Annotated in this window: 19 protein-coding genes and 1 pseudogene; 15 read left to right on the top strand and 5 right to left on the bottom strand. The window is 73.0% G+C overall.

Annotation, left to right across the window (positions count from 1 at the left end; all coding sequences use genetic code 11):
- The first annotated feature begins 72 nt into the window (after nt 1–72).
- On the top strand, nt 73–1578 hold the full coding sequence (locus tag ADK41_RS23950) for an alpha-N-arabinofuranosidase (RefSeq protein WP_030818055.1): 1506 nt from the start codon (nt 73–75) through the stop codon (nt 1576–1578).
- Between the two features lie 18 nt (nt 1579–1596).
- Here the strand turns inward: ADK41_RS23950 and ADK41_RS23945 are convergent, their stop codons facing one another.
- Nucleotides 1597–4437: a glycoside hydrolase family 35 protein gene (locus ADK41_RS23945; protein ID WP_030818053.1), complete on the bottom strand. Its 2841-nt coding sequence runs from the start codon at nt 4435–4437 to the stop codon at nt 1597–1599.
- 293 nt (nt 4438–4730) lie between these two features.
- On the opposite strand from ADK41_RS23945, the gene ADK41_RS23940 reads away from it, so the two are divergent.
- Nucleotides 4731–5381: a DUF4360 domain-containing protein gene (locus tag ADK41_RS23940; protein ID WP_030818051.1), complete on the top strand. Its 651-nt coding sequence runs from the start codon at nt 4731–4733 to the stop codon at nt 5379–5381.
- Nucleotides 5382–5447: 66 nt separating this feature from the next.
- On the opposite strand, the gene ADK41_RS23935 is transcribed toward ADK41_RS23940, so the two are convergent.
- The 4 genes from ADK41_RS23935 to ADK41_RS23920 all read right to left on the bottom strand — a co-directional run bounded on the left by ADK41_RS23935 (nt 5448) and on the right by ADK41_RS23920 (nt 10182).
- Nucleotides 5448–6659, bottom strand: coding sequence for a helix-turn-helix domain-containing protein (locus tag ADK41_RS23935; protein WP_030818048.1), 1212 nt, complete (start codon nt 6657–6659; stop codon nt 5448–5450).
- 217 nt (nt 6660–6876) lie between these two features.
- Nucleotides 6877–7818: a hypothetical protein gene (locus tag ADK41_RS23930; RefSeq protein WP_030818045.1), complete on the bottom strand. Its 942-nt coding sequence runs from the start codon at nt 7816–7818 to the stop codon at nt 6877–6879.
- A gap of 38 nt (nt 7819–7856) precedes the next feature.
- Complete coding sequence (locus ADK41_RS23925; protein WP_030818043.1) at nt 7857–9440, bottom strand: DUF6801 domain-containing protein; 1584 nt, start codon at nt 9438–9440, stop codon at nt 7857–7859.
- Nucleotides 9441–9546: 106 nt separating this feature from the next.
- The gene (locus tag ADK41_RS23920; protein WP_030818041.1) at nt 9547–10182 is read right to left on the bottom strand and encodes a hypothetical protein; all 636 of its coding nucleotides are present in this window, start codon (nt 10180–10182) and stop codon (nt 9547–9549) included.
- Between the two features lie 719 nt (nt 10183–10901).
- On the opposite strand from ADK41_RS23920, the gene ADK41_RS23915 reads away from it, so the two are divergent.
- From ADK41_RS23915 to ADK41_RS23855, 13 genes and pseudogenes are all read left to right on the top strand, one after another.
- Entirely contained in the window at nt 10902–11912 is a 1011-nt protein-coding gene (locus tag ADK41_RS23915) for an ABC transporter ATP-binding protein (RefSeq protein WP_030818038.1), read from the top strand.
- Entirely contained in the window at nt 11909–12673 is a 765-nt protein-coding gene (locus ADK41_RS23910) for an MlaE family ABC transporter permease (protein WP_030818036.1), read from the top strand. Before ADK41_RS23915 ends, ADK41_RS23910 begins: the two co-directional genes overlap by 4 nt.
- A 6-nt stretch (nt 12674–12679) precedes the next feature.
- Complete coding sequence (locus ADK41_RS23905) at nt 12680–13486, top strand: MlaE family ABC transporter permease (RefSeq protein WP_030818033.1); 807 nt, start codon at nt 12680–12682, stop codon at nt 13484–13486.
- A gap of 1 nt (nt 13487) precedes the next feature.
- The gene (locus ADK41_RS23900) at nt 13488–14741 is read left to right on the top strand and encodes an MCE family protein (RefSeq protein WP_030818027.1); all 1254 of its coding nucleotides are present in this window, start codon (nt 13488–13490) and stop codon (nt 14739–14741) included.
- Nucleotides 14738–15796 (top strand): MCE family protein, encoded by a 1059-nt coding sequence (locus ADK41_RS23895; protein WP_030818024.1) that lies wholly within the window; start codon nt 14738–14740, stop codon nt 15794–15796. The genes ADK41_RS23900 and ADK41_RS23895 overlap by 4 nt, the downstream gene beginning before the upstream one ends.
- Nucleotides 15793–16878 carry an MCE family protein gene (locus tag ADK41_RS23890; RefSeq protein WP_030818023.1) on the top strand — a complete coding sequence of 362 codons (1086 nt, stop codon included), beginning with the start codon at nt 15793–15795 and terminating at the stop codon, nt 16876–16878. The genes ADK41_RS23895 and ADK41_RS23890 overlap by 4 nt, the downstream gene beginning before the upstream one ends.
- Nucleotides 16875–17897: an MCE family protein gene (locus ADK41_RS23885; RefSeq protein WP_030818021.1), complete on the top strand. Its 1023-nt coding sequence runs from the start codon at nt 16875–16877 to the stop codon at nt 17895–17897. Before ADK41_RS23890 ends, ADK41_RS23885 begins: the two co-directional genes overlap by 4 nt.
- Nucleotides 17894–19213, top strand: coding sequence for an MCE family protein (locus ADK41_RS23880; RefSeq protein ID WP_078661724.1), 1320 nt, complete (start codon nt 17894–17896; stop codon nt 19211–19213). The genes ADK41_RS23885 and ADK41_RS23880 overlap by 4 nt, the downstream gene beginning before the upstream one ends.
- Nucleotides 19210–20487 carry an MCE family protein gene (locus ADK41_RS23875; protein ID WP_030818016.1) on the top strand — a complete coding sequence of 426 codons (1278 nt, stop codon included), beginning with the start codon at nt 19210–19212 and terminating at the stop codon, nt 20485–20487. Before ADK41_RS23880 ends, ADK41_RS23875 begins: the two co-directional genes overlap by 4 nt.
- Complete coding sequence (locus ADK41_RS23870; RefSeq protein WP_030818007.1) at nt 20484–20999, top strand: hypothetical protein; 516 nt, start codon at nt 20484–20486, stop codon at nt 20997–20999. The genes ADK41_RS23875 and ADK41_RS23870 overlap by 4 nt, the downstream gene beginning before the upstream one ends.
- Nucleotides 21000–21436: 437 nt before the next feature.
- Nucleotides 21437–21952: pseudogene (locus tag ADK41_RS44100) on the top strand (nuclear transport factor 2 family protein); the annotation flags it as partial.
- Between the two features lie 27 nt (nt 21953–21979).
- The gene (locus tag ADK41_RS23860; RefSeq protein WP_030818003.1) at nt 21980–22528 is read left to right on the top strand and encodes a nuclear transport factor 2 family protein; all 549 of its coding nucleotides are present in this window, start codon (nt 21980–21982) and stop codon (nt 22526–22528) included.
- A gap of 45 nt (nt 22529–22573) precedes the next feature.
- Complete coding sequence (locus ADK41_RS23855; RefSeq protein WP_030818000.1) at nt 22574–23353, top strand: hypothetical protein; 780 nt, start codon at nt 22574–22576, stop codon at nt 23351–23353.
- The last annotated feature ends 15 nt before the right edge of the window (nt 23354–23368 follow it).

Below are 23368 nucleotides of genomic sequence, written 5' to 3'. Positions count from 1 at the left end.
CGGCTCCGCCGCGCGGGCGCGACCGGCCCTCCACCCAGCCGCAGACGAGACCGAACCCCCGAAAGGAAGAAATTGCGCACCGCCCGTTTCACCCTGGACCCCGCCTTCACCGTAGGTGAGGTGAACCCCCGTATCTTCGGCTCGTTCGTAGAACATCTGGGCCGCTGCGTGTACACCGGCATCTTCGAACCCGACCACCCCACCGCGGACGCGGAAGGCCTCCGCCGGGACGTCCTGGACCTCGTCAGGGAGCTCGGCGTCACCGCGGTCCGCTACCCCGGCGGCAACTTCGTCTCGGGCTACAAGTGGGAGGACTCCGTGGGCCCCGTGGAGGACCGCCCCCGCCGCCTCGACCTCGCCTGGCGCTCCACCGAGACCAACCGCTTCGGCCTCTCCGAGTACATCGCCTTCCTGAGGAAGATCGGCCCCCAGGCCGAGCCCATGATGGCCGTCAACCTCGGCACCCGAGGCGTCGCCGAGGCCCTGGAGCTCCAGGAGTACGCCAACCACCCCTCCGGCACGGCCCTGTCGGACCTGCGCGTCGAGCACGGCGACAAGGACCCGTTCGGCATCCGCCTGTGGTGCCTCGGCAACGAGATGGACGGCCCCTGGCAGACCGGTCACAAGACCGCCGAGGAGTACGGCCGCATCGCCGCCGAGACCGCCCGCGCCATGCGCCAGATCGACCCCGGCGTCGAGCTGGTCGCCTGCGGCTCCTCCGGCCAGTCCATGGAGACCTTCGCCGCGTGGGAGGCGACGGTCCTCGAGGAGACGTACGACCTGGTCGACTACATCTCCCTGCACGCCTACTACGAGCCGCTCGACGGCGACGTCGACTCCTTCCTCGCCTCCGCCGTCGACATGGAGTCCTTCATCGAGAACGTGGTCGCCACCTGCGATTACGTCGGCGCCCGCCTCAAGTCCAAGAAGAAGATCGACCTCTCCTTCGACGAGTGGAACGTCTGGTACCTGTCCCGGACCGAGGCCCAGGTCAGCGCCCTGGACTGGCCCGAGGCCCCGCGTCTGCTGGAGGACAACTACAGCGTCACCGACGCCGTCGTCTTCGGCTCGCTCCTGATCGCCCTGCTCCGGCACGCGGACCGCGTCACCGTGGCCTGCCTCGCCCAGCTCGTCAACGTGATCGCCCCGATCATGACCGAGCCCGGCGGCCCGGCCTGGCGGCAGACGACGTTCTTCCCGTTCGCCCAGGCATCGAAGCACGGCCGGGGCGAGGTGCTCGACGTCCGCGTGGACTCACCGACGTACGGGACGAAGAAGTACGGCGAGGCCGACCTGCTGCACGCCACCGCCGTGCGCGCCGAGGACGGCACGGTCACCGTCTTCGCCGTCAACCGCAGCCGCACCGGGTCCCTGCCGCTGGAGGTCGCCCTCAACGGCCTCGACCTCACCTCGGTCGTCGAGCACAGCGCCCTCGCGGACGCCGACCCCGACGCCCGCAACACCCTCGCCGAGCCCGAGCGGGTCACCCCCCACCCGGTCGACGGCACGACCCTGGACGACGGCCGGCTCTCCGCCGTCCTGGAGCCGCTGTCCTGGAACGTGATCCGGCTGGCGTGAGCCGCCGGAGCGGTGGACTCACCTCCCCGGCGAGTCCACCGCCTCCACCGGGACCCCGCCCAGCGCCGCGCCCAGCAGCGTCAGCCGTACGTCGCGCGGGCCCGAGGGCGTGGTCCCGTCGGACAGCACCGCCAGGGCCAGTGTGTTGGTCCCCTGTGTGCGCAGGATCCCGTTCGGCAGGACGAAGGTGTGCTGGGGGCCCACATCGTTGATGTACTGGCCCATGTTCCAGCCGTTGAGGAAGATCTGGACCCGGTAGGCGCGCTCCGGGTCGTCGTCGATCGTGAGTCCGATCGAGGCGTCCACGTCCGCGTCGACGTCGAGCCGGAAGTCCGTCCGGTACCAGGTCACCCCCTGCCGCCGCTCCTCCCGGGGGAACTCCGCGCCCGGCCACTCCCGGTCGTCGAACCCCGGCAGGTGCCAGCCCTCCCGCTCCCCGTACAGCCCGCCGTTGTTCAGCGGTCCGCGCACTCGGTCCGGCGCCGCGGCGCCCCGGATCCGCCACTCCACGTCCCGGGACGCGCCCCCGAACCGGGCCGACACGAGCCCGCGCGCGGCCTTGTGCGTGTCCTTCGCCCGCTCGTCCCCGTCGTGCTGCATCGGCCGTACCAGCACCGACAGCACGTGCGGGCCCCGCTCGCGCCACTCCTCCGGCACGTCGAAGGAGGCCGTCGCCGTCCACGTGCCCCGCCGGGCGGTGTCCTCGTCCGGCGCCGGCATGCGGTGCGCGCCCAGCGGGCGGCCGTCCAGCCAGGCCATCAGCAGCCCCTGCGTACCGGTGCTGTAGGACAGCGACACGGACGTGACGCCGCGGGTGTCCGCGAACCGCCCCCGGTACCAGACGTCGCCGTAGTGGAAGCCGTGGTCGTCCGCGAAGAGGACGGGACCGCCCCCGGGCACGGGCGTGGTGCTGTGCGACGAGGCGAGACCGGCGGCCGGCCACGCCGAGTCGTCGAAACCGGCCTCGGACTCCGGGTTCTCCGCCCGCCGGCGCCAGCCCTCCAGCGCGGGCAGCCGCACCTCGGGCGCGCCCGGCAGCAGCCCCTCCATCAGCAGGCTCCCGGCCCGGCTGACATGGGTGCGCACCGGCCGCCCGTTCCAGGTCACGGCGGTGATCCCGCGCGGTGCCCACACCTCCAGGCCGGTCTCGCCGACGAGGTCGCCGACGAGATGGGCGGTGGAGCCGCGCAGGGTGACCGAGCGCAGCAGCGCCGGGCCGTAGACCAGCACCGGACCGGACGGGGTCTCGTACGGCCACAGGCGCAGCGCGGTCGCGTCGTCGGCGAACAGCAGCACCATGGGCGTCTCGGAGTCCCCGCCCACGAGCAGCACCCGGCTCAGCCCGCCCACGCCCAGCGGCACCACGACGTTCAGCCTGCCCCGGTCGTAGGACCAGCCGGGCTCGTCGTCCAGCCGGTAGGTGAGCGGCTCGGTGTCGCAGTCCAGCGCGACCTGCGCCGTCTCACCGCTGCGGCCCGTGAACAGGGCGATGTCCTGCCGTCCGACGGTCGTGTTCAGCATGGGCTGCGCGGTGGTGTACGCCAGTCTCCGCCGGCCCAGTGCCAGCCCGGTGGCGAGCAGCTTGGCGTCCCGCGCGCCGACGGTGACGGGGACGTCGACGCCGGTGCCGGGCAGCATCGATTCGACCGGCTCCCCGGAGTCGTTGTGCAGGACGTACACCTGGGCGCCGGTGTCCGGATTGGCCAGGTGGCGCACCCTCAGCCGGTCGTCCTCGGCCCGCACCTCCCGCGCCGGGTCCAGCCGGGCGAGGTCGGGCACGGTCCGCAGCAGATGGCCGAGCTGCTGGAGCGCGGCCAGCTTCGGCGTCGGCCGGCGGCCCTCGTCGATCGCCGCCCCGTGGTCGTACGAGGTGTAGACGCCCGGCGAGGGCAGCCAGCCCCACGAGGTCCCGCCGAACGCCACGCGGACGTTGTGCACCGTGACGCCGTCGGCGAGGCTCGCGAGGTGGTCGCGCCGCTCGCGGGCCGCGTCGTACGCGCGCCGCACCTCCGCGTACCCCTTGCCGCCGGAGGCGGCCCCGCCCCACGGGTCGGCCGCCCCGCCGGCCGCCCCGGCCAGGACCCGGGGCGCTTGCCGGCCGGTCCCGAGGTCGCCGAAGCGCCCGTCCGCGTGGAACAGCGGTACGTCGATGCGGTCGGCGCGCGCCTTGTCGTACAGGTGGGTCAGGTAGGCCCGCCCGGCCGGGTCGTCGGCGAGGACCTCGATCCCGTCCTCGAACTGGTACAGCAGCACGGTGCCGCCGCCCGCGGTGAACAGGTGCCGGACGGCGATGCGGTTGACGGCGCTCAGCCACGCGTCGACGTGCCGCAGGTACTCCGGGTCGGTGGTGCGGGCACGGCCCCCGGTGGCCGTCAGCCACCCGGGGAAGCCGCCGGCGTCGAGATCGGCGGACCCCAGGTACGGGCCGGGACGCAGGATGACGTACAGCCGCTCCTCGGCGGCCGTGGTCAGGAAGAGGTCCAGGTCCCGCACCCCGGTGAAGTCGTACTGTCCGGGCGCGGGGGAGTGGTGGTTCCACGGCACGGGGACGCTGACCGCGTTGCACCCGCCCGCGCGCAGCTTCTGCAGCACGTCCCGCCACAGGGACGGGCTGGGCAGCCGGAAGGGGTGCATCTCGCCGGACCACAGCACCAGGCGCCGGCCGTCGACCAGCAGCGAGTACCGGTCGTGGCCGATGTGGTGCCGCTTGCCGTCCGCGCTCGGGGGAGGGGGCGGCGGACCCGTCGGCACGTCGCGCGGCCCGTGCGTGCCGGTCGCCGCCCCGCCGCTGCCGGCCAGCGCGAGACCGAGCGCCGCCGTACCGGCCAGGGCGGTGAAGGTACGCCTGCTGAGCTCCAAGGGAGCGCCTCCTGTAGTGCTGCCACACGGGGTGCCGGTGGGTCATTGTCCACGAACCGGCACTCCCGCGTTCACCTGAGGGTCCCGTTGCGCCTGGTTCCTCCCGTTTCGGTGGGGTGGAAGTGAATGGCCGGAGTTCACCCTGTCCACCGGTCGCGGGGCTCCGTACGATGCGAGCGCTCCCGGCCCTCACCGCGCCTCCATGCCTCCTTCACGGGTCCGGGAGCGCGTGTGCGTGCGTTTTTGGCATGTACATGACCCTTCAATCACCCCCCACCGAAGGATGGAGAACCATGGCTGGTGGACTGCTCCTGAGCGCGGCGGCGGCCGCGCTCCTCACCGCCGCGTTGCCCGCGCACGACCCGTCGGCCGGTTTCGAGGACCCGCCGCCGGACAAGATCGTCATCAAGGTCGCCACGGTGAACGGCTCGGGATGCCCCGCGGGTACGGCGGCCGTCGCCGTCTCGGCCGACAACACCGCGTTCACCGTGACGTACAGCGACTACCTCGCGCAGGCCGGCGGGAACTCCGCCCCCACGGCCTCCCGCAGGAACTGCCAGCTCAGCCTGCTGGTGCACGTCCCGCAGGGCTTCACCTACGCCATCGCCGGCGCGGACTACCGGGGCTTCGCCTCGCTCCAGCCCGGCGCGAGGGGCACGCAGCGGGCGTCGTACTACTTCCAGGGCTCCTCGAACACGGAGTACCGCACCCACCCCTTCGCGGGCCCCTACGACGACAACTGGCAGGCCACGGACGAGACCGACTGGGCCCAGCTGGTCTACGCGCCCTGCGGGGTCCAGCGCAACTTCAACATCAACACGGAGCTGCGGGTGAGCGCGGGCGCCTCGTCCTCCGACGAGGTCAGCTTCATGACCATGGACTCGACGGACGGGGACATCAGCACCGTGTACCACCTCGCGTGGAAGGAGTGCCCGCAGGACTGACCGGCCGCCGGGGGCGGGCGGGCCGGCGCGGATCCGCGGGCCCGCCCGCCGTGCCCGCGGCGGGGATCAGTCCCCGGCGTCGTGGCCGCGCAGATGGAGCGAGCGCAGGGCCGCCTCGAGGGCGAAGCGGCGGTCGGGGTCGGTGAGCCGGTCGCCCAGGTGGGCGTCCAGGTTCCGCAGGCGGTAGCGGACGGTCTGGGCGTGGACGCCCAGTATCCCGCCGACCTGCTCGGCGGGCGCCCGGGTGGAGACGTGGACCCGGAGCGTCTCGACGAGCCGGCGGCGCCGGCCGGCGGGCAGCCCGTCGAGCGGGGCCAGTTCGCGGGCCGCGAGCTGGTCGACGAGGGCGGGGTCGGACAGCAGCCACAGCGTGATCAGGTGGTCCTCGCAGCGGACCAGCGGGGCGTCGGGCACCACGCCGTCGTCGACGAACTGGAGCACGCGGCGCGCCCAGCGGACGGAGTCGGCGGCCTGCGCGAGCGGCACGGTCAGGCCCACCGCGGCGCGGGTGCCGGACAGGGCCGTGCCGAGCATCGCCAGGCGTTGCGGGGTGAGGTCCCCGGGGACGAGCAGGTGCGGCTGCGGGATGTCGAGGTCGGCGAGGACGTCGCCGTCGAGAGCCGCCTGGATGGGGGCCGGCGCCGGGGGACGGAGGGCGACGAGGGTGCACGTGCGGGGGAGTTCCCAGGCGGCGGCCTCGCACAGTTCGGAGACGGTCGTCTGGGGCAGCGGCGACGAGGCCAGGATCAGGTGCAGTAACCGTCTTCGCAACGCGAAGACCTCGGACGCGGCCCGCTCCCGCACCTCCGCGTACCCCTCGCGGGTGACCGCCTCCAGCTCCTCGACGTACGAGAAGAGGGCGTCCGCGAAGGCGAGGATGAGGGCGGGGGAGAGGTTGTACTGCCTGCCCACCGACTTGGCCCGGCGCAGCGCGATGCGGGCGCCGAGCCGGTAGGCGCCCTGCAGGGTCTCCAGGTCGCGGCCCTCGTAGGCCTCCACCCGGCCGAACCTGCGCAGGAGTTCGTCCCGCAGTTCCGAGCTCCTGCCGGGGTCGGCCACCCGGTCCACGAAGGCGACCAGGGCCTGTTCCACGCCCTGGCGGACCGCGTCCCCGTTGGGGCCGTTGAGCAGCCGGCCGTACACCGGGTAGGCGCGGGTGACCTCGGCCCGTATCTCGTTCAGCAGCCCCGGCAGTTCCGGCCGTATGAAGGCCGCGAACTTCCGGGGCAGGGGCTCGAGCGGTTCACCGACCTCCGGGGACCGTGTGATCGAGGGCATGAGTCACCTCTTGCTCTGCGACGTGTCCGGCGGGGTGGCCGGGCGGGCGTCGTCCGGCCGGGTGGCGGACGGCGCCCGGACCGGTCCACCAGATCATGCCGGTCTGAAAAGCTGAAGCTAAATCAACTTTCTTTTCCTGTACACGGGTTGAGCAGAATTGCCTCGCCGTCGCACGGGCCGGCCGCCGTAACGGCCGGGAACCGCTGCCGCGTGGCCGTTACCCGACGGCGGAGTGCCAGTTCTCCGCGAGCACCCGGCCGGCCTCGGGGGCGACGGTGCCGGGCGCGTTGAGGCCGGCGAGGTGGGTCCGGGTGTCGTTGAGGGTGAGGCTGTTGTTCCCGGCGGCGGAGGGCAGCCCGGTCTTCGCGTTGACCGCGGCGTTGATCAGGCCGACGTTCAGGCCGCAGCCGGTGGCGCCGGGGACCGCGAAGGAACTGTCGTTCTGGGTGGCGCCGGTGAGGGCGATCCGGCTCATCTCGCCGGATTCGTCGGACGTGCCGTCGCCCCGGAAGAAGCTCATCCCGAACTCGGGGTAGGTGCGGTTCTCCGGGCGCAGGAGGATGGGGTGGGAGGCCGTGCCGATGTAGCACTTGCCGCCCAGGAGCGGGTTCTCCAGGTGGATGCGGACCGGCAGGGCGACGATGGGCATGTCGGTGAGGACGCCCGCGGTCTGGTCGAAGGCGTAGGGCGAACCGACGGACTCCATGGTGGCGGTGATCTTGTTGAGGGTGGAGCCCTCGAGCGTCTCGCACAGGGACGTGATCACGGGGATGCTGCTCGGGCACATCAGGCCGAGCAGGCCGCCGGGCACGGTGGCGGAGTCGGCGACGAGCGCGCCGGAGGGCGGGGCGACGACGCTGCTGGTGCCGTCCGCGTTCTGGACGATGCCCATCTGCAGGTTGGTCCTCCCCGTGACCACGGTGGTCTTGCCCAGCTTGATGGAGCCGCCGGCGGAGGTGGAGACCACGCACTGCGGGGTCTTGTCGAAGCCGTCGGCGGCCAGCATCGCCGGGGCGTCCACGGGGCAGCGGGTGAAGGGGGCCCACTCGCCGTTCAGCACCGGCTCGGCGGCGGTCGCGGTGCCGAGGGAGGCGAAGGCGCCGAGCGCGGTCAGGGCGGAGACGGTGGCGATCCTGGTGCGGGTGGTGAGCAGGGGCATGGGTGGTGGCCTTCCGTGGAGGAGGGAGGAGGAGCGGCTCAGCGTTCGGGTACGGGGATCACGTACGGCTGCAGGTCGCGGGTGCACTGGGGTGCGTTGAACTCGTCTCCGAACACCGGGTTGGCGATGCTGCAGGTCTGGCCCTGGACCTGCTTGAGGAGGTTGCCGGGGCCGGAGACGGAAGCCGTGAGGAGGCGGTCGAGGTTCTCGCCGCCGGCGTCGCAGCCGGTGAAGGCCGGGACGGTCGTCTCACCGGACAGGGAACCGCCGGACAGGAGCAGGTAGCCGGTGGCCGGCAGGCCGAGGTCCTGTTCGCCCCTGCCGTACAGCACCAGGTGGTCACCGGGATGGTTCGCGGGATCCGGGTCGGCGGAGGTGAGGGACGTCTCGGTCCTGCAGCCGGGGCCGACGTCCAGGGGGGTTCCGTTGACCTCGAGGGCGGTCACCCGCAGGACCAGCGGGGCCCGGACGTAGGTGTCCGTGATCGTCCTGAAGTCGGACCAGCGCATCTTGATGCGCGAGTCGATGGTGATGGGGCCCGTCTGCTCCAGCACCATGGTGGCCGTCACGGGGGTGAAGCCGAACGTCAGGAAGGTGCTCTCGAAGGGGGGCGTCTGCTTGCGTCCCTCGTAGTGGAAGTCGGCCGTCGACGCGGTGTCGAAGATGAGGTACTCCGGGTCGGGAGGGCCGTCCACGGGGTTCCCCTGCTCGATCAGCATGCAGGACGGCGGCAGGAGCGAGGCGCCCTTCAGCTTCCTCACGTTGGTGTAGCCCGTGACGTAGGCGTTCAGCGACGCAGGCGTGGGCGGGTGCGCGTCGTCGTAGCGGCACGGCGGCGCGTCGCGGTCCGCGGCGGCGCCGGGCGGGTCCCCCGCCGCCTTCGGGGCGCGGTCGCCCTGGCGGTCCTGCGGTGCGCCCGGTGTTCCGGAGGAGGGGGCGGGTGCCTTGGGGGCGGAGCCGGACGGGGACGGTGAGCCGCTCGGGCCGGCCGTGTCCGTACCGACCCGGACGGTGGCCAGCAGCCCGTCCTTGGGGGTGTCCTCGGCGGGGGAGCAGTCGAGGGTCAGCGTGCCGGGGCCGGCGGCGGTCCCGTCCGCGGCGCCGAGCTCCAGGTCGACGGCGAGGTTCCCGGCGGAGAACGTCAGATCGCCGTCGCTCCGCCCGGTCACCGACGGGACGTCACCCGTCGCGGTCAGCGTCAGCGGTCCGGCTCCGGGAAGGGCGGCCGGCTCCGCGGCGCCGTGCCAGGTGGCCTCGGCGGCGGCCTCGTCCTGGGCGACGCCGACGGTGAGGCGGGTGGCGGCCCGCGCGGTGGCGGCCTCGAGCGCGGTGAGGTCCGCGACCGCGTCCGCCGGCAGTTCCACCGTGGTGGTGACGTCGACGGGCGAGATCGCCTCGCCCGCCTCCACCCGGTCCGGGAACGCCGCCGAGACCCGTACCCCGACGGGCTGCCGTCCGGACGGGAGCGCGCAGACGTAGCGGAGTTCGGCGTCCACCTCCTGGGTGCCCGCGGCGGACGCCGCGGCCGGGACCGTGGCGGCGAGCACGACGAACGCGCCGATCGCCGCGCTCCTGGCACGGACCCGCGACGGCCGTGGCGCGGCGGCTCGTTGGCCTTTCATACGACTCCACTCGAGTAGGGGAGGGCCGGCGTCCGCCGGACGTGGCGCAGCGCCCGCGTCCGCCCGGCCGGGAACGCCGGCCGGGCGGACGCGGACGGGTGGCGCCCTACGGGTTGGAGCCGACGATGGCCGGGGTGACGCCGTTCGACGCCTTGATGGCGTAGTTGCCCTTGAAGACGGGCTTGGTGGCGGTCGTGACCACCGCACCGCAGTTGACGGGGGCGGGGTTGGAGCTGACGGCCAGGTCACCGGAGACGCTGCTGACGGCCAGGATGCCGGTGGAGTTGGTGTAGGTGGACGTGGCCTTGCCCGTCACCGTGAACTTGCAGGCCCCGGCGGTCACATTGGCCTTGACGTTGCCGATGTAGCCCTTGGTGACGCCGGTCGAGGCGGTGTAGTCCTGCGCGACGACGGTCCAGGGGGTGACCGCCGTGGTGGTGACGTTGCCCAGGACACTGGTGCACGGCGCCCCGGAGGTGCCGAAGTTGATGGCGTTGATGGTGGCGACCGTGGCCGGGTTGCCCGTGGTGCTCGCCATGCCGCCCGAGGCGCTCGAGGTCGTGCACGTCATCGGGATGGTGGCGGTCAGCACGATGTTGCCGACGTTCGTCGCCGTGTAGCTGCCCGTCGGGGTGACGGTCCACACCGTGGACGGCGCCGCCGAGGCGGGGGAGAGGGTGAGGGCGAACGCGGCCGTGGCCGCACCCGCCACGACAGCGGCCCTTCTGAGGGTTTTCTTCATGGCTGGGGGAGTCTCCTCGTGGATTGACCGGCAGAGATGGGCCGTGGCCGAAGCGTTCGAGGGGCGGCCGTGCGGCCCGCGGCTCGGTGTTCCCTGTCCGCGAGCCATGACGTTACTTGCGGGAAACTTAGCCGAACAATGCCGCCGTTCATGATTCTTTGAAAAGCGAAACCAACTGTTCCCGGGGTGAGCGGTTCGCGGGCCGTCTTGCTCACCTGACGTCAATGCCGAGATTTTCGGCCGACGTCCGGAAGTGTTCCGTGGAACGTCCGCCGTGGAGCCGTTCCGCTCACCCGGTGACAGTTTCGAGGGTGTGTTCTGTGTGCGCCGTGACAGGTTTTCCGTGGCTGGAGTCGGTCCCCCGGAAAACTCGGATTCCACTCTTGCCCGTCAAGGTTACTCGGCCGTAACGTGCCGGTGTGGTGCTCGGTTCCAGGTCGGTGGCCCCCGTCGGCCGGAGCCATGACGGATGCTTTCCGGCCGCGCCCTTCCACCGGGGCCGGACGTCCGTCGGCGGGGTCTCGCGAATCCACGCCCCCGGAGCCGCGAGGCCCCGTCTGTCTCCCCGGAGACAAGTACGGGTGCGGCATGTTGTCCGCGCGGTGACAAAGTCCGGAAAGCCGACGGGAAACCGCCGTCGCACCCGTTGTCAGTGCGTTCCGCGCCGACTTAACGTGCGCCGGCGACGCGCGTGAAGCCACACGTCCGCTGGAGGTGACATGGGAATCGAAGTCGTGGTCGAGGGCCTGACCAAGTCCTTCGGCAGGCAGAGCATCTGGCGGGACGTGACACTCACCCTTCCCGCCGGAGAGGTGAGCGTGATGCTGGGGCCGTCCGGCACCGGGAAGACCGTTTTCCTGAAGTCGCTCATAGGACTGCTCAAACCCGAGAAGGGCCGTGTCCTCATCAACGGGGTGGACATGGTGAACAGTCCCGAGAGGGATGTGTACGAGACCCGGAAACTGTTCGGGCTCATGTTCCAGGACGGAGCCCTCTTCGGGTCCATGTCCCTCTTCGACAACATCGCCTTCCCGCTGCGCGAGCACACCCGCAAGAAGGAGTCCGAGATCCGCCGCATCGTCATGGAGCGGATCGAGGTCGTCGGGCTGCTGGGCGCGGAGGGCAAGCTCCCGGGGGAGATCAGCGGCGGCATGCGCAAGCGGGCCGGCCTGGCCCGCGCGCTCGTGCTGGACCCGCAGATCATCCTCTGCGACGAGCCGGACTCCGGGCTCGACCCGGTCCGCACCGCCTACCTCTCCCAGCTGCTGATCGACCTGAACGCGCAGATCGACGCGACGATGCTGATCGTCACCCACAACCTCGACATCGCCGCCACCGTGCCGGACAACATGGGGATGCTCTTCCGGCGCGAGCTCGTCACCTTCGGCCCGCGCGAGGTGCTGCTCACCAGCGAGGAGCCGGTCGTGGCCCAGTTCCTCGCCGGCCGGCGCGAGGGCCCCATCGGGATGTCCGAGGAGAAGGACGCGGCCGCCCTCGCCGCCGAGGCGGACGCCGTCGGCGCCGCCGCGGCCCGGCCCCGCGCCATCGTCCCGCAGCTGGAGCCGTCGCCCGGCCTCCCGCCGCGCCGGGCCGTCGCCCGGCGGCGCGAGCGTGTCATGGGCATGATCGACCAGCTGCCGCCCGCCGCGCGCTCCGCCATCCGCCGGACCTACGAGCGGGGCGCCGGGGCGCCCACCCTGCCGCTGCCCGCCGCCGGGAGCGGCGCATGATCACCGGTGCGCTGCGGCAGACCGGACGGCTGTTCGCACTCGCCGCCGAAGTGGGCCGGGCCGTCTTCCGAAGACCCTTCCAGTTCCGCGAGTTCGTCGAGCAGTTCTGGTTCGTCGCGAGCGTCACCATCCTGCCCGCCGCCCTCGTCTCGATCCCCTTCGGCGCCGTCATCGCGCTCCAGGTCGGCTCCCTGACCCAGCAGCTGGGAGCCCAGTCGTTCACCGGGGGCGCCAGCGTCCTCGCCGTCGTCCAGCAGGCGAGCCCGCTCATCGTGGCCCTGCTGATCGCCGGCGCCGGCGGCTCCGCCATCTGCGCCGACCTCGGCTCCCGCAAGATCCGCGAGGAGCTCGACGCCATGGAGGTCATGGGCGTCTCGCCCGTGCAACGCCTCGTCGTGCCCCGGGTCCTGGCCACCATGGGCGTGGCGGTCCTGCTCAACGGCCTGGTCTCCGTCGTCGGCACCCTCGGCGGCTACTTCTTCAACGTGATCATGCAGGACGGCACCCCCGGCGCCTACCTGTCCAGCTTCTCCGCCCTCGCCCAGCTCTCCGACCTGTACATCAGCGAACTCAAGGCGCTGGTCTTCGGATTCATCGCGGGCATCGTCGCCGCCCACCGGGGCCTCAACCCGCGCGGCGGCCCCAAGGGCGTCGGCGACGCCGTCAACCAGTCCGTCGTCATCACCTTCCTCCTGCTCTTCTTCGTGAACATGGTGATGACGGGCATCTACCTCCAGATCGTCCCGCCGAAGGGAGGCTGAGGCCCGATGGCCTCCCCGCTCGCCCTGCTCGACCGCTCCGGCGACCACCTGCTCTTCTACGCCCGGGCGCTGCTGTGGGTCCCGCGGACCCTGCACCGCTACCTCAAGGAGGTGCAGCGCCTCCTCGCCGAGGTCGCCTTCGGCTCCGGCGGCCTCGGCGTCATCGGCGGCACCATCGGCGTGATGATCGCGATGACGCTCTTCACCGGAACCGTCGTCGGACTCCAGGGCTACGCGGCCCTCGACCAGATCGGCACGGCCGCGTTCACCGGATTCGTCTCCGCCTACTTCAACACCCGCGAGATCGCCCCCCTCGTCGCCGGACTCGCCCTCTCGGCGACCGTCGGCGCCGGCTTCACCGCCCAGCTCGGCGCCATGCGCATCAACGAGGAGGTCGACGCCCTGGAGGGGATGGGCATCCGCTCCATGCCCTACCTGGTCACCACGCGCATCATCGCCGGGGTCGTCGCCATCGTCCCGCTCTACGCGATCGGGCTGCTCTCCTCCTACCTGGCGTCCCGCTACGTGACCGTCCTGTTCAACGGCCAGTCCCGGGGCACGTACGACCACTACTTCAACCTGTTCCTCTCCCCGACGGACGTCCTGCTCTCGGTACTGAAGGTGCTGGTCTTCAGCGTGATGGTGATCCTCGCCCACTGCTACTACGGCTACCGCGCCACGGGCGGTCCCGCCGGCGTCGGCGTCGCCGTCGGCCGCTCCGTGCGCAACGCCATCGTGCTGATCAGCGTCACCGACTTCTTCCTGTCGCTCGCCCTGTGGGGCGCGACCACGACCGTGAAGGTGGCGGGGTGAGATGAGCACAGCGCGAGGCGAGACGCTGCGCCACCGGTGCGCCGGGGTGGTGTTCCTGCTGGTGCCCGCCCTGCTGGTCTGGCTGGCCGTCGCCGTCTACGACAAGAGGTTCACCGACTCCGACCCGGTGGTCGTCGAGACCGACGGCGTCGGCAACGAGATGCACCTGGGCGCCGAGGTCAAACTGCGCGGCGTCGTCGTCGGCGAGGTCCGCGCCATCGACGCCACCGGCGACGGGGCCCGGCTCACCCTCGCCATGAAACCCGGCGCCCTCGACCACGTCCCCTCCGACGTCCGCGCGCAGATGCTGCCGACCACCCTGTTCGGCGAGCGGTTCGTGGCCCTCGTACCGCCCGAGGCCCCCTCGGACCGGCCGCTGGCCGCCGGGGCCGTCATCCCCCAGGACCGCTCCGAGAACGCCGTCGAACTCCAGCAGGTCCTCGACGACGTCCTGCCGGTGCTCACCGCGGTCCAGCCGCAGAAGCTGTCCGCGACCCTGTCGGCCGTCTCACGGGCGCTGGAGGGACGCGGCGACCGGCTCGGCGACACGCTCGTGCGACTGGACGCGCACCTGAAGGAGTTCAACCCCCACCTGCCCACCCTCAACCGGGACCTCAAGCACCTCGTGAAGGTCGGCCATGTCTACGCGGACGCCGCACCCGACATCATCACGGCGCTCACCGACCTCACCACCACCAGCGGCACCCTCGCCGAGCAGGAGGCCGCGTACGCCGGCACCCTCGGCGCCACCACCCGGGCGGCCGAGGACATGACGGCCTTCCTGCGGAGGAACGAGGACACCATCATCCGGCTCAGCGCCACCGGCAGGCCCACCCTGGAGCTGCTCGCCGAGTACTCCCCCGCCTTCCCCTGCACCCTGCGCACCCTCGCCGAGTTCGTGCCCGCCATGGACAAGGCGCTCGGCAAGGGCACCGACCGGCCCGGCATCCACGTCGACGTCACCACCGTCCCCTCGCGCGGCGCCTACCTCCCCGGCCGCGACACCCCGGTGTACGACTCCGGCGGCGGCCCCCGCTGCCCCTCCGTGCCCTACCTCGGCACCCTCCCCCGGCCCGCCGCACAGGCGTCCGCGGCGGCCGACCAGGACCTCGGACCCGCCAACTCCCCGCAAGAGAACGACCTCGTCAACGAACTGCTCGCACCCGCCGCCGGACGGCCCCCCGGGGACCTGCCCGACTGGAGCAGCCTGCTCGTCGGTCCGGCCTACCGCGGCACGGAGGTGACCCTCGGATGACCGCCCCGGACCACGCGCACACCCGGCGCCGCCCGCTGACCGGTCCGCTGCTCAAGTCCCTGGTCTTCGTGGTGGTCACCGGCATCGCCACGGCCGTGCTCGGCCTCAGCGTCGCCGACACCGGTGTCCGTACCGGCACGCACGCCTACCGGGCCCTGTTCACCGACGTCACCGGACTCGTCGACGGCGACAGCGTACGGATCTCCGGGGTGGAGGTCGGCGAGGTGACCGACGTCCGCGTCGTGCGACGGCGCACCGCACAGGTCACCTTCACCGTCCGCGACGACCGCCGGCTGCCCCGGTCGGCCACCGCCGCCGTGAAGTACCTCAACATGGTCGGCCAGCGCTACCTGGCCCTCGACCGCGGCAGCGGCGACCTCACCGGCGCGCTCGAAGCGGGCGACACCATCCCGCTCGACCGCACCACACCCGCCCTCGACCTGACCCTGCTCTTCAACGGGTTCAAGCCGCTGTTCGAAGGACTCTCCCCGAAGGACGTCAACGAACTCGCCGGATCGATCGTGCAGGTGCTCCAGGGCGAGGGCGCCACCGTCGACGGGCTGATCCGCCACATCGGCTCGCTCAGCACGACCGTCGCCGCCAAGGACGAGGTGATCGGCCAGGTCGTCGACAACCTCACCACCGTCCTGAAGACCCTCAACGACCGCGAGGACGGCTTCGACGACCTCGTCGTCACCCTGCGGGACCTCGTCACCGGCTTCAACGACGACCGCGAACCCCTCGGCGAGGCGGTCGAGGCCATGGGCGACCTGACCACCGTCACCGCCGACCTCCTCGAGGACGGACGCGCCCCCCTGAAGCAGGACATCCGCGAACTGGGCCGGCTCTCGACGGGCCTGGGCGCACACACCCCGCGGATCGAGGACTTCCTCGACCGGACCCCGGCCAAGATGACCGCCCTGGCCCGCCTGTCCTCCTACGGATCGTGGTTCAACCTCTACCTCTGCGAGGCACGCGTGAGCGGAGTGAGCACCTCCGACGGCTCGAAGCCGCCGACCGGCATCGCGATCACCGAATCGAGGTGCCGCGGATGAGGCCCTTCGCTCGGCGCGACCGGACCGGCCGGCCGGCCGGGGCCCGGCGCCCGCGGCTCAAACCGGTCAAGGAGCGCGACCCCGTCGCCGTCGCCGTCGTCGGACTGCTCGCCCTCGCCCTGCTCGCCGCCCTCGTCTACCACGTGGACCGGCTGCCGTTCGGCGGCGGCACGCACTACAGCGCCGACTTCTCCGAGGCCGCCGGCCTCGACGAGGGCGACGAGGTGCGCATCGCCGGCGTCAAGGCGGGCGAGGTCACCGGCGTCGCCCTCGACGGCGACAGGGTGAAGGTCACCTTCGAGGTCGAGGACGCCTGGATCGGCGACCGGACGACCGCCGCCATCGCCATCAAGACCCTCCTCGGCGACAAGTACCTGGCACTCGACCCGCTCGGCTCCGGCCGGCAGGACCCCGGCAGCCGCATCCCGCTGTCCCGCACCACCTCCCCCTACGACGTGACACAGGCGTTCCAGGACCTCGGCTCCACCGTCGAGGACATCGACACACGGCGGCTGGCGGAGAGCTTCGAGACCATCTCCGACACCTTCGAGAACTCCCCGCCCCATGTCCGCAAAGCCGCCGACGGCCTGTCCGCGCTGTCGAGGTCCGTCTCGAAGCGCGACGCGGAACTCTCCGAACTCCTCGAAGGCAGCGCCCGGTTCACCAAGACGCTGCAGAACAGGAAGTCCAGCTTCGAGACGCTCATCGAGGACGGCGGCTCCCTGCTCGGCGAACTCCGGGACCGCCGCAGCGCCATCCGGGCCCTGCTCAAGGGCAGCAGGGAGCTCGGCACCGAGATCAGCGGCCTCGTCGACGACAACGAGAAGCAGCTCGGCCCCACCCTCAAGGCCCTCGGCCGGGTCACCGGCGTCCTGGAGAAGAACAACGACCAGCTCGGCAAGACCCTCGCACTGGTCGGCCCGTACTACCGCCTCGTCGGCAACACCCTGGGCAACGGCCGCTGGTTCGACAGCTACCTGTGCGGCGTCGTCCCCCGCGACTACCTGCCCGAGACGTCCCTGCCCGAGACCGGCTGCCTGCCGCCGAAACAGGCGGCGGCCCCGGGGAACGGTGAACGATGAGCAGACGCAGAAAAGTCCTCACCGGCCTGCTCGCCCTCGCGGTGCTCGTCGCCGCGGGCCTGACCGCGGTCCGGGTCCTCGCCTCCGACGGCACCCGCCTCACCGCCTACTTCGACCGCGCCGTCGGCGTCTACGCCGGATCCGACCTGCGCATCCTCGGCGTGCGGGTCGGCGAGGTGGAGTCGGTGCGGCCACAGGGCACCACGGTGCGCGTCGGCCTCCTGCTGGACGAGGGCGTGAAGGTCCCCGAGGGCGCGCGGGCCGTCGTCGTCGCACCGAGCGTCGTCGCCGACCGCTACGTGCAGCTCACCCCCGCCTACCGCTCGGGCCCCGCCCTCGCCGAGGGCGCCGTGCTGCCCGCCGCGCGCAACCGCACCCCCGTCGAGATCGACCAGCTCTACGAGTCGATCACCGAACTCGGCGAGGCACTCGGCCCGGACGGCGCCAACTCCGCCGGCGCCCTGTCCGAACTGCTGCGCACCGGCGCCGCCAACCTCGACGGCAACGGCGAGGCCATCGGCGACGGCATCGAGGAGTTCGGCAAGGCGGCCAGGACCCTCGACGGCAGCAGCGGCGACCTGTTCGGCACGCTGCGAAGGCTCCAGACCTTCACCACCATGCTGAAGGAGAAGGACACCGACGTGCGCACCGCACAGGAACGCCTGGACGAGGTCGTCGGCTTCTTCGCCGACAACAAGGACGACCTCGCCGGCGCGCTCGAAGAGCTCGGCACCGCCCTCGGCCAGGTCAAGACCTTCATCGAGGACAACCGGGACGAGCTGAAGGAGAACGTCGACCGGCTCGTGCCCCTCACCCGGACCCTGGTCGAGCAGCGGACCTCGCTCGCCGAGGCGCTGGACGTGGCGCCGCTGGCCGCGGGCAACGTCGTGGACGCCTACAACCCCGACACCCGCACCCTCGACGGCCGCGCGAACCTCAACGAGATCAGCATGGGCGGACCGCTGCTGCCGCTGCCCGCGGCGGGCGGCTCCGCAGCCACCGGGGAGGGGGAGCGATGAGGCGCGGCACACGGCGCCCCGGCCCGAGGGCCGAGGCGGTGAAGCGCGGCGCGCTCACCACGGGCGGCGTCGCCGGCCTCACCCTGGGCGGGCTGATCGCCCTCGGCCTCGGCTTCGCCCTGGCCCTCGGCGCGGTCACCGTCGAACCGCCGCGCTTCGACGGCATCGAGGACCTGCCGCTGCCCGGCGGCGCCGACCTCGGCGACCACCCCTACACCGTCACCGCGGAACTCCGGGACGTGCTCAGCCTGGTCCCGCAGTCCGCGGTGAAGGTCGACGACGTCGCCGTCGGCCGGGTCACCGCCGTCGAACTCGGCCGCGACGACTGGTCGGCCCGCGTCACCATGAGGATCAACGGCGACGTACGGCTGCCCGCCGACGCCACCGCCCGCCTCGAACAGTCCAGCCTGCTGGGCGAGAAGTACGTCCAGCTCGTCGCGCCCGACCGGGGGACCGCAACCGGGAGGCTGGAGGACGGGGCCGTCATCCCGGTCTCCCGCACCAGCCGCGGCACCGAGGTCGAGGAGGTGTTCGGCGCGCTGTCCCTGCTCCTCAACGGCGGCGGGGTCAACCAGCTCAGGACCATCACCCGGGAGCTCGACGCGGCGCTCGACGGCCGCGAGCCCGAGGTCCGCTCCGTACTGAAACGGGTCAACACCCTGGTGACCGACCTCGACGACCACCGGGGCGACATCACCGACGCCCTCGACGCCGTCGACCGGCTCTCCACGACCCTCGCCACCCGCAAGGACGACGTCGGCACCGTGCTCACCGACCTCTCGCCCGGGCTGAGGACGCTCGAGGAGCAGCGCGGCTCACTGCTGACCATGCTGCGCTCCCTCGACACGCTCTCCGGCGTCGCCGTCACCACCATCGACGCGAGCAAGGACGACATGATCGCCGACCTCAAGGCCATCGCGCCGACCCTGAAGGCGCTCGCGGACGCGGGCACGGACCTGCCCGACTCACTGGAGGTGCTGCTGACGTACCCGTTCACCGACGAGGTGCTGCGCGGGGTGAAGGGCGACTACCTCAACGTGTACCTGGACATGGTCGCCGTGCCCGGGACCCAGGTGATCCCGCCGCTGGCGTCCCAGGACACCGCGTCGCCCTCCGCCCCGGCGGACGGCGGGCCGGCGGCGGCCGGCAGGGAGCGGTCCGGGGGGAGGACGGACGGGGAACGGGAGTCCGCCCCGCCGTCGGCCCCGTCCCGGCGGCCCTCGCCGACGCCGTCCTCCCCCCTGCCCCTGCCCTCCGTCCCCGCCACCGGGACGACGGCCGACCCGGCGGCCGCGCGGGGAGGTGAACCGGGGTGATCACCCTCGCCGTACGGCTGAAGAACCTCGCCTTCCTCGTCGTCGCCGTCCTCGCCCTCTCCTTCCTCGGCATCCGCTACGCCGACCTCGGGCGGTACGTCGGGGTCGCCGACTACTACACCGTCGACGTACGACTCCCGCGCACCGGAGGGCTGTTCACCCACTCCGACGTCACCTACCGGGGCGTTTCCGTGGGCCGCGTCGGACCGATCGGCCTGACCGCCGACGGTGTCGTCGCCGAACTCCGCATCAAGAAGTCCGCCCCGCGCATCCCCGCCGACACCCGCGCCGTGGTCGCCGGGCTCTCCGCGGTGGGCGAGCAGTACATCGACCTGCGGCCCGAGAGCGGCGGCGGCCCCTACCTCGCCGAGGGCGCCCGCATCGAACAGGCCGACACCCAGGTGCCCGCGCCCGTCACCGACGTGCTCGCCGGCGTCGACGACCTCGCCGGCTCCATCCCGCTCGACGACCTGCGCACGGTCGTGGACGAGTTCGGCAAGGCCTTCGAGGGCCACGGCGACGACCTCCAGGTCCTGCTCGACAGCGGCAGCGACTTCGTGGAGGCCGCCGACCGCGCCCTGCCGTCCACCACCCGGCTCATCACCGACGGCGAGACCGTCCTGCGCACCCAGGCCGAGGAGGAGCGGGCCATCCGCGACTTCGCGGTCGGGGCGGAGGAACTGGCCCGCACCCTCAAGGGCTCCGACGCCGACCTGCGTCGCCTCCTCACCGTCACCCCCGAGGCCGCCACCCAGGTCAGCGGCGTCCTGCGGGACCTCGACCCGAGCCTCGGCGTCGTCCTCGCCAATCTGCTCACCACCTCCGAGATCGCCGTCACCCGGCAGCGCGGCACGGAGGAGCTCCTCGTGAAGTACCCGGCGGCCGTCGCCGCCGGAGCCACCGCCGTCGACGGAGGGAAGCTGAACCTCGGCATGGCCGTCACCTTCTTCAAGCCCCTGCCCTGCACCGCCGGATACGGCGCCACGCGCTACCGCAACGGGCTCGACCTCGGCACCACGCCCGCCCTCAACACCGGCGCGGCCTGCACCGCCTCCGCCGCGGACGGGTTCAACGTGCGCGGTTCGGCGAACGCCCCGAAGGGCGGCCCGGTGCCCGACCCGGCCAGGCCCGGATCCCTGCCCTCCGGCAGCGGCGCGGCACGGACGGGCGGGCCGGCCGCACTGCCCGGGGCCCTCGCCCTGCCCGGCCAGGGCGGCGAGGCGCCGCGGGACATGGCGGGCCTCCTCGCCCCGGCCGACGGGAGCACACGATGACCGGGGCCCGCGTCCTCACCGGCGTGGGGCTGGCCCTGGCGCTCGGCTTCTGCGGCACCGGCGCGTGGACGTACGCGCAGGCACGCACCGACGACGCGCTCGCGTACGGCAGGGAGCGCGACCGGGCGCTCGCCGACGGACGGGCGGGCGTCGCCGTGCTCACCACGCTCGACGCCTCCACCCGGCATCGGGCGGAGCGGTCCATCCGGGCCTGGCGCGACGCCTCCACCGGACCGCTGCGCGAGGAACTGGGCCGCACCGAGGCGAAGGCGGGCGCCTCGGCGCGCGGCACGGTCACCGAGGCGGCCGTCACCGCGCTCGACACGCGGGCCGGCACGGCCAAGCTGATCACCACCGTCCGCGTCGAGGTCACGCCCGCCGGAACGAAGAAGCCGGCCGCCGACCGCAAACGCCTGGAGGCGGTCCTGGCCCGCACGGGCGAAGGGGAGTGGAAGGTGAAGGCGCTGAGCGCGGTGCCGCTCTCGGAGGAGCGGGAGGACGGGGACCGATGACGCCGACACGGCTGCTGCGCGGCGGCAGGGCACGGAATCCCGCCCGGGACGCGGCCCCGGGCACGGGTGCCGACGGGGATCCGGCCCCGGGTGCGGAGGATCTCGGTGCGGGCTCGTCCTCGGGGGGCGTGTCCGTGCGGGACGCGGCCCCGGCGCCCGATGACGCGGCCTCCGCGGGAGGGGCGCCCGGGAACGGTGGGGCCGAGGGCGGGACGACCGGGAGCGGGTTACCCGGAGGCGGGACGTCCGACGACGGACCCCCCGCCGCCGGGCCTTCCGAGGGCGCACGCTCCGGCAGGAAGCGTCCCGGGGACGAGCAGCCTTCCGGGGACGACGGGCCTTCCGGGGACGACGGGCCTTCCGGGGACGAGCAGCCCTCCGGGGACGACGGGCCCTCCGGGGGCGGGTCCTCCGCGGGCCGGGCGGACGGCGCCCGCGCACCCCGGCCGCCGGGCGGCCGGCTGCGGCGGGCCGTCCTCGCCGGGGTCGCCGCGGCGCTCGTCCTCGGCGGCTGCGGCTTCCTCTACGGCGCCCACCGGCTCGAGTCGGCCGAGTCGGCCCGAAACCGCGCGCTCACCGACACCGAGGCCACCCACCGCGTCGCCGGCGAGATCGCCGACGCCCTCGCCCGCGTCTTCTCCTACACACCGGACGGCACCGCGGCCGCCGAGCGCTCCGCGCGCTCCGTCCTCGGCGGTCGCGCCGCCCGCCAGTACCAGGACCTCTTCGCCCAGGTCCGCGAGGACCTCACCGAGCAGCGCGTCACCCTGAACACCCGTGCCGTCCGCACCGGGGTGATCGAACTCGACGGCGGGAGCGCACGCCTGCTGGTCTTCCTCGACCAGACCTCCCGCCGCGGCGAGGACGAGGCCACCACCGCGGCGGCCCAGCTCACCGTCACGGCCCGGCTGGAGAACGACCGTTGGCGGATCGTCGACCTCAAGGCCCGCTGATCCGTGCGCGGGAGACTGGAGCACCCCATGAAACGCGCGGTCCGCGTCCTCACCGCACGCCGCCCCCGGCCGCTGCCGTCGCTGGTCGTCGCCCTCACGCTCGCCGCGGGCGGCTTCGCGGCCTGGGCGGGGCAGGACTGGTACGGCGCGGCCCACGACGACCGGGCCGCGTACGCGGCGCAACGGGACGAGGCGCTCGCGGCCGGGGAGCAGGCCGTGCAGAACCTCAACACGCTCGACCACCGGGACCTGAACCAGGGCCTCGACCTGTGGGAGTCGTCGACCACCGGTGAGCTGCACGACCAACTGAAGTCAGGACGAGCCGAGTTCGCGGATCAGGTGAGAGCGGCGAAGACGGTCACCACGGCCCGGGTGCTGTCGGGCGCGGTCGCCGAACTCGACGACCGCGCGGGCCGCGCCCGGGTGCTGATCGCCCTGCGCGTCACCGTCAGGGCGTCCGACGGCGCGAAGACCGACAAGGACAGCCGCATGCTCGGCGAACTCACCCGCACCGGGGGCCGGTGGAAGCTGAGCGCCCTGGGCCAGGCCCCCGTGGGCGGCGCACCGACCGGCTGACCCGGCTCCGTACCGCGCACGCCGCCGCACCGAGAGGACAGCACGATGTCGACGACCCGCCACCACATCAACCGCCAGCGGCGCCGCCAGGCCCGCGGGACCCGGCCCACCCCCTCCGCCGGGGTCCCGCAGGGCGCCGGGGGCCGGGGCCGCGCGGGTGGCACGGCCGTCCTGCCGCCCGCCGTCTCCCCGTCCCCCACCCGGCCGGACGGAGAGGACGGAGCGGACGGGCAGGACGGGAAGGCGCCCGCGGCCGGTGAACGGGCGGCCCGTGTCCGGCCGCGCCGCCCGGTGGGCCTCGCGCTGCTCTGCGCGCTGACCGTGCTCCTCGGCGGCTTCGCCGGCTGGGCGCACGCGAAGGCCGAAGCGCTCCGGGACGACCCCGCGCGGCGCAACACCGCCCTGACCGACCTCGCCCGCACCGGCGAGATCGAGGGACGGACGGCCAAGGCCGTCGACCGGCTCTTCTCCTACGACCACACCGACCCCGGCGCCCTCCAGAAGGCCGCGCGGGACCTCCTCACGGGGAAGGCCGTCGACCAGCACCGCACCCTGCTCGCCGACGTCCGCGAGCGGGCCGACGCGCAGAAGGCGGTGATCACCACGACGGTCACCGAGAGCGCGGTCGAACGGATCGACGGCCACCGCGCCCGGGTCCTCGTCTACGCCGACCAGAGCAGCGTCGCCACCGCCGGGGACAAGACCGCCTCGGACGCCGCGGACGCCTCGGACGAGGGCGCGTACGCGGGCGCCATGCTCGCCGTCGACGTCGTGCACCGCGACGGACGGTGGCTCGTCTCCGGCATCGACACCTTCGGCCGCTGAGGGCCGTGCGACCGA

This window comes from Streptomyces caelestis, assembly GCF_001279005.1.
Classification (GTDB): domain Bacteria; phylum Actinomycetota; class Actinomycetes; order Streptomycetales; family Streptomycetaceae; genus Streptomyces; species Streptomyces heliomycini.
Note: the sequence above shows the minus strand (reverse complement) of the source record. Positions and strands in the feature narration are given on the sequence as shown.